Origin of the sequence: Thiorhodovibrio winogradskyi (assembly GCF_036208045.1) — a bacterium.
In the GTDB taxonomy this organism is placed as follows: Bacteria; Pseudomonadota; Gammaproteobacteria; order Chromatiales; family Chromatiaceae; genus Thiorhodovibrio; species Thiorhodovibrio winogradskyi.
Genome location: NZ_CP121472.1, coordinates 2367251 through 2381615 on the forward strand (window position 1 = coordinate 2367251; position 14365 = coordinate 2381615).

The following is a 14365-nucleotide window of genomic DNA, read 5'->3' on the forward strand; positions in this document are numbered from 1 at the left end:
GTCGAGTTCGTCATGGACCAGTGCGCGAAGGGCGCGCTCCTCGTTCGGGTGGAGCTCGCTCCAGCCAATCCAATCAGCGGCAATGTTGTCAATAGAAAAGCGAAATGCTTGAATATTGAATAACTCATGATATCGAGACGCTAACCCGCCTGAGACAGCAAGCGCTCCCTCAGGGTGGCGCTTCTTATTCAGTGTCAGTCGATGTTGCCGCGCTGATGCTGATCGAAAAGGAAGCCGCCAAGAACGCCGGCACCAGCGCCGATTGCGGCGCCACGCCCGGCGTTCCCGCTCAAGGAGCCCAAGGCGGCGCCGGCGGCGGCACCCATCATGGCGCCGCTACCGGCGCGACTGGTGGTGGTTTCACCGCAGGCTGTGAGTGCCAGCGTGGAGACAAGGAGGATGGCCAGATGGCTGGGTTTCATGTCGAATTGCCTCTCTAGGAGATTCAATACAGGGGAGGATGCTCGGTTGAGCACAATCATGGGCAGGGATAGGCCGCGGCCAGGGAGCGAACCAGTCCAATAACAGGCAACTCACTCATGAGTTCCTTGTTGGCTTTGTTTGTTTTAGCCCAGCTCAAAAAGGCAACGCGGCCATCCTCAATGCTAGTGCCGTTCGGGAAGCAGGCGAGTCGTTTGAGATTCTTCCGATCCGAGACCGCGTCGTGATATTGCACGGTCGCCTCAATGAAACCGGTACAGCCCAATTGCGCGGCACTGGAATTTGGCGCGGAACAAACGGCAATCAGGTCATCCGTGGTTTCAAAACGGAGGTCGTCGTTGTCGACGGCCAGCGCCGGCGTCGCAATTGGCAGAGTCAGGAAAAGAAGGACACCAACGAGCGAAAGAGTGGCGGAAATAGGGAGGGAAATCAGTTTTTTGCATTCCATCAGGATTCAAGCCTCTAGTTGACAAGCGCGTCTGAGTCGCTTGCGGCCAGCGGTTCAACTCGAGAACGCGGGTCGGTGCTTGACGCGTCGCGCTAAGGTACTCAACGCCAAATGCCGCGGCAAGCCGTCAAAGTCGCTTGGATATTGTACCCGGCGAATCACCGCGAGCCCTCTGGGTTTTCCTCAAGTAACTGAAATGCAGAATAAATAGTCCCGTTTGCGGCATCGCCGGCCCGACTCACTAGCCACATAAAAGATCAGGAGAGCAGATCCAACCCAGTGTGTCCAGCGCGCTTAAGTCAATGAATTTATGAAAAAAACGAGCCTCATCTGGTTGGATAGTGAACCATGGCGCGGCGATTGTTAGCCGAGATGCCAGAAATCTAAGCATTGCCACCACCCGACTTTCGGCTGGTGGTGCCATGACCAGGGGCCAAGGTTTTTCGACTCAAGGACTTGCCGCTGCGCGGCGGCCATCCGGCCAGTCCGCGACGGACGTCCGCGGGGTTGATCAGGGCTTTGCGAATGACGAGGCGAGTCGCGTACAGTGAGGGACATTGCCCTTGATCATCCGCCGATAATGCATTGATCCGCCACAAATCGATCCACTCCAAGGCGACCAATTGCGAGCAACTCCCGATTCACTCCAATGACCAATTCCAAGCCGGAATCGCGCCGGTCCATGTCCGTTGCCACGCAGGTCTTTATCGGTTTGGGGGGCGGCCTGCTGACAGGCCTGTTCTTTGGCGAGCACGCCGCTTTCCTGCGCATCGGTGGTGACGTATTTATCGCTGCCCTGCAAATCACCGTCATCCCCTACGTGCTAGTGGCGCTGATTACCTCGCTCGGCCGGCTGGATCTGAGCGACGCCAAGAATCTCGTACTCAGGGCTGGCAGCGTCTTGCTGCTGCTCTGGGCCATCGGGCTGTTCGTTGTCTTTCTCGCGCCGCTATCCTTCCCGGATTGGCCTTCCGCCTCCTTTTTTAGCACCAGCCAGATCCAGGATCAGCCGCCGGTGGATTTTCTGCGGCTGTATATTCCGTCGAACATCTTCTACTCGTTGTCCAACGCCGTCGTGCCGGCAGTGGTGGTCTCTAGTATCCTGCTGGGCGTGGCCTTAATCCAGGTGCAAGGGAAAGATCGGCTGATCGATGTCCTGACCACGCTGGGAGTCGCCCTGATGCGTGTCACGGGCTATATCGGTCGGCTTGCGCCCTACGGCGTGTTTGCGATCACGGCTGCCGCGGCCGGCACCATCGACATGGCCCAGCTTGCGCGACTGCAGGTCTATGTCGTGCTGCACTCGTCCATTGCCTTGCTTCTCAGCTTGTGGGTTTTGCCTGGACTCGTCGCATTGCTGACGCCTTTACGTCATGGGGATGTGTTGCGCGCCTTTCGCGGCCCCCTTGTTACGGCCTTTGCCACCGCGAACCTGCTGATCGTGCTTCCGGTGCCGCGGATGGCAAGCGACTGCTTGCCGAGGCGGACCCCGAGACCAGCAGCCCCGATCCCGAGGCCAAATCAGCCATTGACATCCTGGTGCCAGCGGCATTCCCCTTCCCGAATCTTGGCCTGATCATGGCCCTTCTGTTTGTGCTCTTTGGCGGATGGTTCATTGGCGCTGGAGTCGATGTCGCGGATTATCCGATGATCGCTGGCGTTGGCCTTGCGAGCCTGTTCGGCGGCACCGTTCTGGCCCTGCCCTTACTATTTGAGATGCTGCGGATGCCGGCCGACCTGTTCCAGGTTTTTGTGACCTTGGATGTCATCGCCGCTCGTTTCGGCACCCTCGCCGCTGGCATGCACATTATCGCGCTTGCCATGATCGGTTCCTACGCCATGCAGGGCCGCGTGCGCGTCAATCCCAGACGGCTGCTGGCCTTTTTTGGGATCACGATGCTTGGCGAGATTGAGTCGACGCAGCCGCCGCGGTGGTCTATCGCCAGGGATCTGCTAGGCTGGTTCGATTGAAACACAAGAGGTCAATCGTGAAGCGTTTTGGCACAAGTCTGATCGGGGGTCTCGGTTTCGCCCTGTTGGGCGCGGTGCTGACAGTCATCGGTGGCTATGTGCTCTGGGCGCGCGCGCAGCCGCCTCTTCAGTTATGGCACCAGGTTAGTCTCGAGGAGGAATTCACGGCGGCAAAGGCAGCGCGGATTGCCACCCTCGACGATTACCTGGCCCTGGAGACGCGTGTCTATGACGAGCTGAATGCAAAAATCTACGCGAAGACCCCAACCGGCCCCATGCAACGGCTGAATCGCTTCAGCCCTGGCAGTGCGGCTGACCCCAGGGAACGTCGTCCAAACTGGAATCGCACCTTCGAACTGGTCCCCGAGGATCCTGTGGGGGGTGTGTTATTGCTCCATGGCATGTCCGATGGCCCTTACAGCCTGCGCGTGCTTGGCGAGGCACTCCATGCCAAAGGTTATCGCGTGCTTGGACTGCGCATGCCAGGGCACGGCACCGCGCCGGCTGGTCTGTTGACTGTGACCTGGGAGGACATGGCCGCCGCCACCCGTCTTGGCACCCGCCACCTTGAGCATGTACTGGATGGCAAGCCGCTCCATGTCATGGGGTATTCAACAGGCGCCGCGCTCGCGCTCGACTACACGCTCGACGCCATGGAAGACATGACGCGGGCGGCGACCGAGGAGGTGACGCTTGCCGTGCCCGCGAGTCTGGTGCTCGTCTCTCCGGCCATCGGCATCACGCCGCTGGCCAAGCTGACGCGGTTATTCGACCTGATGGGCCGGTTGCCAGGCCTTGGCCAACTGGCCTGGACCAGCCTGGTGCCGGAGTTCGATCCCTTCAATTACAACGCCTTCACCGCCAACGCGAGTCTTCAGGTCCATCGCATGACTCGCGCGAACGCGGCGCGGATCAGGCGCCTGTCGGCCGCGGCGCCGATCGAGGGCTTTCCGGCGACCCTGGTGCTCTTGACGGTCGTCGACGCCACGGTATCGCCGCAGGCCGCGGTCGACCATCTGTTGCGGCACCTGGCGCCGGACACGCACGAGCTGCTTCTCTACGATATCAACCGTCAAGCGCTGAAAGCGCCCTTGCTCGTCGCCAACACAGCGGCGCTCAGCGAGCAGCTTCTGGCTGACGAAACCTTGCCCTTTACCCTCACCCTGGTCGCCAACAGGTCCGATGCCAGTCGGCGGGTGATGCTGTATCAAAAGCCGCCTTTCACCGCCTCGGCCGCGCCCGGTAAGTCGCTGGATGCGGCCTGGCCGGAGGATACCCTCTCGCTGTCTCATGTCGATCTGCCGTTTCCTCCGGATGACCCGCTCTATGGCCGCGATCCCCCGCAAAGGCCAGGGCAGGTCTTCTTGGGGCAACTCGCGATTCGCGGCGAGCGCGGCGTGCTAAAAGTCCCGGCGCAGTGGTTGTTGCGCTTGCGGCACAATCCTTTTTATTCTTACCAGCGTGAGCGCGTGCTGAATTGGGTTGACCGGGGTAATGTGAGGGGTGAGGGGTGAGGGGTGAGGGCTTTGCTCGTTCCCACGCTCCTAGCGTGGGAATGCAGAGCGGCCGCTTCTGCGGCCCGGTGAAAAAGGTTAGCGCAAGGCGAAACTGATTTTTCTATTGTTTTTTAGGGTAAGGCCGATGTTGAACCAGATTAAGACCTTCTTTCGCGAACACTTGACGCCGGGCGCGGATGAAACAGCCGCCGCTGAGCAGCATCGGCTGCAGCTCGCTGTTGCCGCGCTGCTGCTGGAAATGACCCAGATGGACGGCGAGGTCCGACCGGAGCAATGCGCGCGCGTTCAGTCGGCCATCAGTGAGCACTTTGGTTTAAGTCAGGATGAAACCCGCTCGCTTGTCGAGTTGGCCGAGGCCGAACGCAATGATGCCACCGATTATTTCCAGTTCACCTCTTTGATCAACGCGGCTTATGCCGCCGAGCAAAAAGAACGGATTATTGAGCAGTTATGGGCGGTGGCGCTAGCCGATGACGCGCTGCATCGCTACGAAGAACACCTTGTTCGCAAGATCGCGCTGCTTCTGCATGTTCCCCACCCAGCCTTTATCGCGGCCAAGCACCGTATCAGCGGCGGCAGCGGCGCCTGACCAGAGCCTGTTGTCGGTGGCACTCTACCCGCTCGATGCCATTGCCCAATGCTATGCCAAAGGCACACGCGAATTGTCATCCAACGCCATCAACTCGATAAGAGCGCTCTCAATGAAACATTGCAATATCGTCATCGCTCCCGCGTGCGACACCCCGTTGCGCGCTTTCTTCACACTTTCCGCGTGCGTCGCCTTGCTGGGTTGCGCCGCGGCGCCCGACTCCGGCGGCACGCCTGGCGATGGAGTTGCCGAGAGCCAGGCTCGCATTGTGCGGCAGATGGACCGGCCCTTGCAGCCCGCGAGCCAGGCGGGCGGTCCGCGGCAGTTTTCAGGGTCCTTTGGACGCGGCTCCTTAAATACAACCGGGAATGCAACCGGGGAGTGGCAGGTGCGCGCGGAAGTGACGCACGGAAGGCTGCGCTGCGCGACCTATGCGCTCGGGGTGCGTTTCGGTGTCGGCAATGCCAGTTGCTCGGAGGTTGACTGGAAAAGCCGCATGGAGTGGAGCGATGGACGCCAACAATGCAACAGCGCGACCTTGGTTCATTCCGCGACGGGCCGTCTGGATTCCAGGCGCCGGGATCTGAGCGCATTGAATTGCGTTCAGGTATCGGTGGGTTGTCGTGGCACCTGCGGATAAGGGGGGCGCTGGGCAATCCTCTGACAGCCTGAACCAGCAGCGCCTGCTCGACAGATCGATCAGGCAAAGGTCCGCAGGAAAAACGGAATAATCAGCGCGTTGGCAAGATCAATAAAAAAGGCGGACACCAGCGGCACGATGATGAAGGCGCGGTGAGAGGCCCCGTAACGCTGGGTCACCGTGGCCATGTTGGCCATCGCCGTCGGTGTCGAGCCCAGGGTGACGCCGCCAAAGCCCGCGGCCACCACGGCGGCGTCGTAGTCGCGCCCGAGCAGGGGGAAGAGCACCAGGATGGTCACCACCACGGCCAGCGCGAACTGCGCGGCCAGGATAGTGAAAATGGGCGCTGCTAGATCGATCAGCGTCCACAGTTGCATACTCATCAGCGACATGGCCAGAAAGGTGCCGAGCGCAACGTCCGCGATTAGCGCGATCGCCGGGGTGCGCGTCGGCCACCCGATGCCGAGCGCGCGATACAGCCGCGTCGGCACCAGATTAGTCAGCAGGATACCGGCGAACAGGCAGGTCACGAATAGCGGCAGCTTGAGCCCGAACTCCCCGATAATGCCATTGAGCACATAGCCAAGAATAATCGCGACATGAATGGCCAGCATGGCGGCGAGGAAGTCCATGTGGGTGACGCCAGCGGCCTGCTGTTGCTCGGAAAGACCGATTTCCTGAATGTCATCGCGACTGTATTTCTGCTCGTTCTCGCCCGCTTGGGCTGGGGACGGTGTGAGTCCATGGCGCGTGATCAGAAAGCGCGCGATTGGACCGCCCATCAGACTCGCCAGAATCAGGCCGAAGGTGGCGCTGGCGATACCAATCTCCATGGCATTGGCGATGCCCTGTTGTTCGGCGATGGTCGGCGCCCACGCAATGGTGGTGCCATGACCGCCAATCAATGACACGGTGCCGCCCACCACCCCGACCGCTGCCGGTAGGTCGAACAGCCCCGCGACAGCGATGCCGGTCAGGTTTTGCGCGAACATAAAGCCAAGGGTGATCAGCAGAAGTATCACGAAGGGCCGACCGCCAGCGAGCAGATCGGCTGCCCGTGCATTAATGCCAATGGTGGTGAAGAAGTAGACAAGTAGCACATCGCGAGCGCGCAGCTCGAGTTCCACGACGAGGCCGAAGATCAGGTAAAACAAGGCAAAGAGCACGGAGAACAGCAGACCGCCGGTTACCGGGTCCGGGATGCTCAGATCCTGAAACAGGCGCACGCGGCTGTTGATGCGCTTGCCGACGAAGAGCACCAAAATGCCAATGGTGACCGCGAGGAAAGAATCGATGCGCAGCAGCCCGTCTTGCATGTCCATGTTTCACGTCTCGCGAAGCTGTTCGGCGACCTGTCTTTCCCGGCCAGTCTTTACTTGGCCAGTCTTTCCCGGCCAATTTTTCTTAGCCTGTTGTTACCAATAGGTCTTCAGCAAGTAGATCCAGAGGGCGATCAAGCCGAAGGAGACGATGAGTTGTGGCCACATCACCTTCAGGAACCCCTGCTCCTTGATGAGGCGTTGCTTTTTGACATAGGCCTCGTGCTGGTCCCGCTGGAGATCCAGAAGCCACTTGTCACCAGCGACGGCAATGTCCTCGCCTTCGACATGCAAGAACACGGTTGCCTTGGACGTGGCGACCCAGAAGATGAGGTAGAGCAGTCCGCCGAATAGAGGGAAGAGAAAAATCACGATCAGGAATAGCCACCAGGCGAAGGGACGGCGTCCCGTCAGGGAGGCGGTGGTCTCCGTGGTGGTCACGGGCTCCCAGCCATTGGCGACAAGCTCCGCGACGCGCTGACTTAAGTTCGATTTCATGCTGATGTCTCCCGGATTGGCGTGGGTATGAGGCACTTCGGTGTATTGAATGGCCGCTGCAGGTAAGTTTCCGAAAAAGGATCGGTTGGCTGATCGGGCGAATTTATTCCCCCCGTGATTCTTTCGGCGCACCCAGGCGGGATGCTGATCCAAGATAGCCTTAACCGGTTCCACCATCAGGCTGAAGCGGGCAGGATCAATGATTTCGATCCCCCTCGCAAGTACCCCAGGGCAGCCATCCCAAGTCGACTCGCTACAGCCCCTGTAGCACGAGTAGAGAAGCCTTTGGCGTCAACTCATTCAAGTTACATTCGTATAATAGTGTTCTAAAATAACAAATTCTCGACCATCATTATGGTTTTGAATGCATAAAAGGCAATTTAAATAAACAAGGAGTGACCTTTCATTCTTGCTGCCGCCTGCCCAGGTCGCGCCAAGGCGCCTGTCCATGCCCTGATTTCGCGCACAGTCAAAAGCTCTTGCTGCTCAGAAATCGTGCGGGAAAAGCTCAGTCCGGCGGTTCAGGCCGACTATGGCGATGGGCTTCTCGCTGATACCATGCCGGTGTCCCTAGCCCTCCTGTCATCCATCATTGGAGAGTCGCCCATGGCTGTCGCACCCTGGCCTCCGAAGAACCCCGCGCAACTTGGCGCGACCTTTAAAAAAATCGGCTGGATCGGTTTTATCACCCAGTTGGTTTTGCTCGCTATCCCGCTGATGCTCGCACTCTACATGGTCCTCGGGTTCTCGCCCGAGTCCCCTGCTCGCAAGGGCATCGATCTCAGCAACTATCTGTCCTATGGCAGCCTGATCGTCACCATTTTCACCGCGGTTTGGTTCTTCCGCTACCCGCGGTTGGGCCGGCGCATTGCCGCTTCGGATCCTGCTCTCAGTGGTGGTGGGGTACTCAAGACCATCTGGATTGGCGTCTGGGCGAGTGCTATTGGTATCGTCTTTTCCATGCTGTTGCTGTTCGGGTCGGCTGGGCGCATGCTTTTCGTCATGCTCGCCAATCCGCAGACGGGTCTTAACATCTCCCCGCAAATCGGCACCAATCCCGGTCAGTTCATCTCCGCGCTGGATGGCATTAGTCTGATCTCTTTGCTGATCCTGCTGACCGCCGAGCTGGTGGTGCTCGGGCTGTCAATGTGGCTGCTCTACCGCACGGCTACGCCACAGACGAAATCGGCCACACAGCTGTAAGAGACAGAGGCGTGACATCACGGGCGTTCGCACCGCGTTAGCGGCCGATGGTGTCCCAGTGACCGCGCGTCCGTTGGTTCCCTTTGTCGCGCGGTCGGCATTGTTCTTCGCCTTCTGGCTCTTGCTGTTGGAGCCAGATGCCTTTTCGCTGGCGGCAATGGGGGTTGATTGGGTCCTCGGCTTGGCCGCCGCAATCGCCGCTACGCTGCTTAGTCTAAGGTTGCTCCCACCCGGGCCTGGCACTGTGCGACCCTGGCCGTTGCTCAAGTACGTCAGGCGGTTCATGACGCAATCCTTTGTTGGCGGGGTCGATGTTGCATGTCGCGCGCTTGATCCTCGTTCAGTGTCGCAACCCGGGCTCATCTCGCACCGCACGCGCTTGCGCCCTGGTCCGCGCCGAACCTTGTTTGGCGCACTGACCAGCCAGATTCCGGGCAGCGTCGCCCTTGGCTCGGATCAGCCCGACGAGATGCTCTATCACTGCCTCGATCCCAGTCCATCCGCCGCGCGGGATCTCGTCGAGAATGAGGCGCTGTTTCTGGCGATCCGCGCCACGGACCACGCCGAACAACAGGAGTCCTGCCCATGAGCGGTTTTTTATCCCTGGCCGGTCTCTTCATTCTCCTGACGGTGCTGCTTGGCCTGGTTCGCATCCTGCGTGGACCTGGCGATGACCAACGGCTGATGGCTGTTCAGTTGCTCGGCAGCGGCGGCTTGGCCGCGCTCTTGCTCTTGGGTAGCGTCATTGATCTGACCGGCGCGACCGATCTCGCGCTCTTGTTGGCGTTGCTGGCCGCCTTTGCCGCGGTGGCCTTGGTTGCCGGGCTGGGTGCGGGTTCCGCGAGTCTCGGTGATCAGGGGCAGGGATCGGCGCCGGGCGCGCCTGGCCGAAGCCCTCCACCCGCGAGACACACATGGCCCTAACGGAAGTCTTCACCGTCCTGTGCGTTTCACTGGGCGCCTTGTTCTTCTTCGCCGGCTGGGTAGGTCTGCTGCGTTTCCCAGATCCCTTGAGCCAATTGCACGCTCTGAGTAAAGCCGACACGCTTGGGCTGGGGTTGGTCGTGCTCGGGCTTCTGCCGCAGGCAAGCTGGCCCTTTGGCGTGTTCAAGCTGATCGCCCTTTGGCTGCTGGCCAAGCTCAAAAGCCCGCGACTCCTGTTCCGGTTTTATTTAGGTTGTGCGCGCTGTTGTGCTGGTTTTTTTCTTAGAAAGCCAATGCTGCAGCGCTTTTGCCACCGCATCGGCCGCGAGCGGCTTGCTCAAGTAGTCATTCATGCCGGCTGCCAGGCAGCGCTCGCGGTCGCCGGCCATGGCGTGCGCGGTCAAGGCGATGATGGGAATTGCCGGGTCAGGTGCGCCGGATTTGCCCTCGCGAATGCGACGGGTGGCATCCAGACCGTCGAGGACAGGCATCTGCACATCCATCAGCACCAGATCATAAGGGTGCTGGCGCAGTGCCGCCAGTGCCTCCTCGCCATTGGCGACGGCGTCGGACTTGAGTCCGAGTTGCCGCAGCAACCCGAGGGCAACCTGCTGATTGATGGCGTGATCTTCGGCAAGCAGAATGCGTGCATGGCAAAGATCCGCGGGAAACTGGCGGGAAGCGGGCTCTGGATGCGAATTCGCGCTGGATGCCTCGGGTATTGATGATGATGGTTCCGGGGTGTTCGGCGATGCTGTTATGGAAGCTGCCCGCGAATATGGCATTGAATCTACAAGAGACGCTGGCGGAGGCTTGACCGGGCGATGCGTCGGTTTGGAACAGAGCGTCTCGAGCAGTCGCCTGAGTTCCTGGTGACGAATGGGTTTGGGCAGGCAGGCATCGAAGCCCATGGCGGTGAAACGCTGAAGATCCCGGGCTTCGACCAGGGACGGCAACAGAGCGAGACGCAAGTCGGCGAAGCGCGCATCGGTGCGGATGGCGCGCCCAAGTGCCGCTCCATCCATGCCTGGCATCTGCAAGTCAATCAGGGCGAGCGCGAAGGGGTTCTGATCATGACAACCCTGGTACAGCAGGCGCAGGGCATCGGCGCCTTCGGCGCTCTCGACGGCTTGCATCCGCCAGTCGCTCAGGCGCCGATGCAGCACCTGGCGATTGGTGGCATTGTCATCGACGATCAGCACCCGCTTGCCGGTCAGGTCGACCGGGCTAGCGAGCGCGGGGTCTGGCGCCGCCTTGTCACGTGCCTCTGGCAGGCGCTCGAGATTAATCTCGAACCAGAAGGTCGAGCCTTCCCCCACGGCGCTGGTGACGCCGATTTCACCATCCATGAGTTCCGCGAGCTGCCGGGCGATGGCGAGTCCCAGTCCGGTGCCGCCGAAGCGGCGGGTGGTGGAGGTGTCGACCTGCGTGAACTTTTGAAACAGGCCGTCAACCTTTTCGGCTGGAATGCCAATGCCGGTGTCCGCGACGGCAAAGCGCAGCCGAACCCTCTCCGGATGAGCGCGGCCCTGGCGGTCAGTGTGGGGGGTGGCTGGCAGGCTTGTTGGGGTACTGCTTGGGGGCTGATAGTCGGCGAGGCGCACGCCGATGCTAACCTCGCCGGCTTCGGTGAACTTGATTGCATTGCCGGCCAGGTTGGTCAGGATTTGGCGCAAGCGCCCGGGGTCGCCGCGCACTTGGGTGGGTAGATCCGGGGCCGGATCGCAAATGAATTCGAGCGATTTCTCGTGCGCGCGCAAGGCGAAGCCGGCGGCGAAGTCCTCGAGCATCTCCGTTAAGTCAAAAGGAATGAGTTCGAGTTCCAGCTTGCCAGCCTCGATCTTGGAGAAGTCGAGAATATCGTTGATGACGGTCATGAGGGATTCGCCAGACGAGCGGATGACCTCGGCATACTGGCGTTGCTGTGCCGAGAGCGCCGTCTCGAGCAGCAAGCTGGTCATGCCAATCACACCGTTCATGGGCGTGCGAATCTCGTGGCTCATGTTGGCGAGAAATTCGCTCTTGGCGCGATTGGCGCTTTCGGCCTTCTCGGTCAGGGCATTGGCACGGCGAATGGAGGCCTCAAGGGCGCTGTTGGCCTCGCGCAGGGCCTGCTCGGTGCGTTTGGACTCGGTAATATCGGCGATGTGGCCATGCCAGAGCACGCTGCCATCGTCCAGGCGTTCCGGGTTGGCGGCGCCGTGCAGCCAGCGCTGGCCGCGTGTGGGGAGGTTGACGCGGAATTCGCATTCCCAGCGGCTTAAGTCCTGCGCGGATGCCTGAATGGACGCCTCGACTCGCGCCCGGTCGGCGGGATGCAGGCGCTGCAGCACCAGCGTCGCGTCGGTACGGACTTGTTCCGGTTTGACCTCGTAAATTTCCTCGATGTGCTCCGAGGCGAAGGGGAAGCAGCCACGGCCATCCGGATGGTAGGCATACTGATAAAGGAAGCCGGGCACCTGGCGCGAGAGTTTTTCCAGCAGTTCCGCGCTCGCGCGCATGGCTTGCTCGGCACGCCAGCGGTCGGTGATGTCGTAGTTGATACCGGTCATGCGCAGCGCATGGCCATTGGCATCGCGCACCACCAGGGCAACGCCTTTGAGCCGGCGCAGCTCGCCGTTGGGCCAGCGCACGCGGAACTCGACCGCTAGATCGCGCTCGCCGCGCATGGTGGCTTCAACCTCGGAGACTGAGCTGGCGACGTCATCGGGGTGCAGCGCGTCGGTCCAGTCGGAGAGTTTGCCGCAAAAATGCGCCGGGTCCACGCCATAAAGGCGGAACATGGATTCATCCCAGGCGAGCTGGTCGTTCGCGACATCGTAGTCCCAGACGCCAAAGCGCGCGGCCTCGGCGGCCAGCTTCATGCGCTCGTGGGCCAGCGCCAGCGCCTGCTCGGCAGCGCGGCGGTCGGTGGTGTCGCGCGCCACCGCGTAGATGCGCCCGTCATTGACGCGCGCGCGCCATTCGAGCCAGCGATAGCTGCCGTCCTGGCAGCGGTAGCGGTTCTCGAAGCCAAACACGGTCTGGCCGCGGTCGAGATCCCGGACCGCAGCCTCGGTCGCGGCGATGTCCTCCGGGTGAATGAACGCAAAAAAAGGCCGACCAATGAGATCCGTGACCGGGTAGCCGAGCACGCGTTCCCACTCGGGATTGACCCGCAGGAACTGGCCCTGCAAGTCGGCAATGATCAGCAAGTCGAGGCTGTAGGCGAAGTAGCGGTCGAGTTCTTCTTTCTTTTCCCGCAGCAGGAGTTCCGCCTGCTTGCGCTCGGTGATGTCCTGATGGGTGCCGAGCATCAGCAGCGGGCGGGGTGGTTGGTCGTCGCTCCAGGCGAACACCCGGCCGCGATCCAGCACCCAGACCCAATGCCCGTCCTTGTGGCGCATGCGCGATTCGAGTTCGTAAAAATCCAGTTCGCCCCTGAAGTGAGCTTGCAGCAGGCGCTCGCTTGCGGCCAGATCATCCGGATGGGCAAGGCGCATCCAGGTGTCGATGGACAGGGGCGCTAGTTCCTCCAGCCGGTAGCCGATGATCTCCGCCCAGCGTTCATTGAAGACGACCTCGCCGGTCTGCACCTGCCACTCCCAGGTGCCGACCCGGGTGCCCTCGAGAATGCCGGCCAGGCGCTGGCGCTCGTGTTGCAGGGTGCGCTCGATGTCGCGTAGCGGGCTTTGGTCGAACAGATACCCGTGGATTTCCACCACCTTGCCGCTGGCATCGCGAATCAGGCGGGTGAACTCCCGCATCCAGCGATCCTGGCCGTCGCCGTGGTGCAGGCGGTAGCTCTGGGTAAAAAAATCCGCTCCCTGCTGGATGTGCTCGGCCAGATCGGCACGAATCTGGGGGCGGTCTTCGGGGTGAATGAGCTCGGCGAAATGAAAATCCGTTGCCTGCAGTTGTTCCGGACTATGGCCCAGCACAGTCTCGGCATTGCTGGAGGCGCGCAGCACCGCCCAGGGCTCGCTGGCGGACCAGGACAGGGTGCAAACGGGGCCATCCGAGAACAAATCGCGTTCCGCGCGCAACTTGTGCTCGGCACGGTCGCGCGCGCGCCAGGCCAGGACCAGGATACCAATGCCAATCAGGGTCGCCGTGGTCAAGATGATCGCCGGGATAGCGCGCAGGACCAGCGTGCGATACCAGTCCCCGGCGTCAATATCCAGGCCGATGATGTCGGGGGTGCCACTGCCTGGGCCACTGTCCGAGCCACTGTCCGAGCCACCGTACAAGCCAGAGTCGCCGCCTCTTGTCTCGGAGTCGGCGGGCAGGGGCGCCAGCGCGCTCACCCAGAGGCCCCAGCGGTCGCGGACCGGTCCCTCGACCAGTCCCTGGCCGGAGGCGAAGACGGACAGCAGCTCGGGGGAGGCCTCGGGAAAGGGTTCGCCGGGCGGGGTGGGGGGGGTCTCCTCGAGTGCCTCGTTTTGCACATCGAGCAGGAAAACCGGCACCGCTGGTGTGGCATTGGCGTAACCGGGTTCCAGGCGCATCAAATAGATATAGCGCAGCTTGGGATAGGTGGCGCGCGCCTGGGACAACTGCGCGGAGAGCTGCTGAAAGCCAGGCCGGTCAAGGTCCGCCGGCGTGGCAGTGAGTGCCGCGACCCGCGCCGGATCGAGCATGGCGGCCATCAACCGGGCGCGCTCGAGCCAGTGGTCGCGCATGTCGCGCTCCAGATCCCAGATGATGACGGCAAAGACCGCCAGAGTCAGCACGACCCCGGCGCTTGCCACGGCGATAAGCGCGATGGGGGAGCGCCGGGCCTGGGCCAGTGCTGGTGAGCGGTCACGGTGGTTGGACATGGCAGGCACAACAAGC

General features: G+C 61.4%; 13 protein-coding genes and 1 pseudogene. 9 read left to right on the forward strand and 5 right to left on the reverse strand.

Annotated elements, in window-relative coordinates:
• Positions 1-194: 194 nt before the first annotated feature.
• Complete coding sequence (locus Thiowin_RS10515; protein ID WP_328987686.1) at positions 195-422, reverse strand: glycine zipper family protein; 228 nt, start codon at positions 420-422, stop codon at positions 195-197.
• 56 nt (positions 423-478) lie between these two features.
• Positions 479-889: a Rap1a/Tai family immunity protein gene (locus tag Thiowin_RS10520; RefSeq protein WP_328987687.1), complete on the reverse strand. Its 411-nt coding sequence runs from the start codon at positions 887-889 to the stop codon at positions 479-481.
• 682 nt (positions 890-1571) lie between these two features.
• Here Thiowin_RS10520 and Thiowin_RS10525 point away from each other — a divergent pair.
• The 5 genes from Thiowin_RS10525 to Thiowin_RS10545 all read left to right on the forward strand — a co-directional run bounded on the left by Thiowin_RS10525 (position 1572) and on the right by Thiowin_RS10545 (position 5606).
• Positions 1572-2465 (forward strand): cation:dicarboxylate symporter family transporter, encoded by an 894-nt coding sequence (locus tag Thiowin_RS10525; RefSeq protein ID WP_328987688.1) that lies wholly within the window; start codon positions 1572-1574, stop codon positions 2463-2465.
• Between the two features lie 2 nt (positions 2466-2467).
• On the forward strand, positions 2468-2860 hold the full coding sequence (locus Thiowin_RS10530; protein ID WP_328987689.1) for a hypothetical protein: 393 nt from the start codon (positions 2468-2470) through the stop codon (positions 2858-2860).
• A 17-nt stretch (positions 2861-2877) separates the two neighbouring features.
• A complete protein-coding gene (locus tag Thiowin_RS10535) occupies positions 2878-4374 on the forward strand; it encodes an alpha/beta hydrolase (protein ID WP_328987690.1) in 1497 nt (498 codons plus the stop codon).
• A gap of 127 nt (positions 4375-4501) precedes the next feature.
• Positions 4502-4966 (forward strand): tellurite resistance TerB family protein, encoded by a 465-nt coding sequence (locus tag Thiowin_RS10540; RefSeq protein WP_328987691.1) that lies wholly within the window; start codon positions 4502-4504, stop codon positions 4964-4966.
• A 112-nt stretch (positions 4967-5078) separates the two neighbouring features.
• Positions 5079-5606: a hypothetical protein gene (locus tag Thiowin_RS10545; RefSeq protein WP_328987692.1), complete on the forward strand. Its 528-nt coding sequence runs from the start codon at positions 5079-5081 to the stop codon at positions 5604-5606.
• 59 nt (positions 5607-5665) lie between these two features.
• On the opposite strand, the gene gltS is transcribed toward Thiowin_RS10545, so the two are convergent.
• Positions 5666-6928: a sodium/glutamate symporter gene (gltS, locus tag Thiowin_RS10550; protein WP_328987693.1), complete on the reverse strand. Its 1263-nt coding sequence runs from the start codon at positions 6926-6928 to the stop codon at positions 5666-5668.
• Positions 6929-7021: 93 nt separating this feature from the next.
• Positions 7022-7423, reverse strand: a complete 402-nt coding sequence (locus tag Thiowin_RS10555; protein WP_328987694.1) for a hypothetical protein — start codon at positions 7421-7423, stop codon at positions 7022-7024.
• A gap of 606 nt (positions 7424-8029) precedes the next feature.
• Between Thiowin_RS10555 and Thiowin_RS10560 the strand changes: the two genes are divergently transcribed.
• From Thiowin_RS10560 to Thiowin_RS10575, 4 genes and pseudogenes are all read left to right on the forward strand, one after another.
• Positions 8030-8626 carry a DUF3611 family protein gene (locus Thiowin_RS10560; protein ID WP_328987695.1) on the forward strand — a complete coding sequence of 199 codons (597 nt, stop codon included), beginning with the start codon at positions 8030-8032 and terminating at the stop codon, positions 8624-8626.
• A 157-nt stretch (positions 8627-8783) separates the two neighbouring features.
• Entirely contained in the window at positions 8784-9215 is a 432-nt protein-coding gene (locus tag Thiowin_RS10565) for a Na+/H+ antiporter subunit E (RefSeq protein ID WP_408034210.1), read from the forward strand.
• Positions 9212-9550 carry a sodium:proton antiporter gene (locus tag Thiowin_RS10570; protein ID WP_328987697.1) on the forward strand — a complete coding sequence of 113 codons (339 nt, stop codon included), beginning with the start codon at positions 9212-9214 and terminating at the stop codon, positions 9548-9550. Before Thiowin_RS10565 ends, Thiowin_RS10570 begins: the two co-directional genes overlap by 4 nt.
• Positions 9541-9717 (forward strand): annotated as a pseudogene (locus Thiowin_RS10575) (cation:proton antiporter); the annotation flags it as partial. The gene Thiowin_RS10570 and the pseudogene Thiowin_RS10575, both read left to right, overlap by 10 nt.
• Before the next feature lie 81 nt (positions 9718-9798).
• Here Thiowin_RS10575 and Thiowin_RS10580 read toward each other — a convergent pair.
• Positions 9799-14349 (reverse strand): PAS domain-containing hybrid sensor histidine kinase/response regulator, encoded by a 4551-nt coding sequence (locus Thiowin_RS10580; RefSeq protein ID WP_328987698.1) that lies wholly within the window; start codon positions 14347-14349, stop codon positions 9799-9801.
• Between the last annotated feature and the right edge of the window lie 16 nt (positions 14350-14365).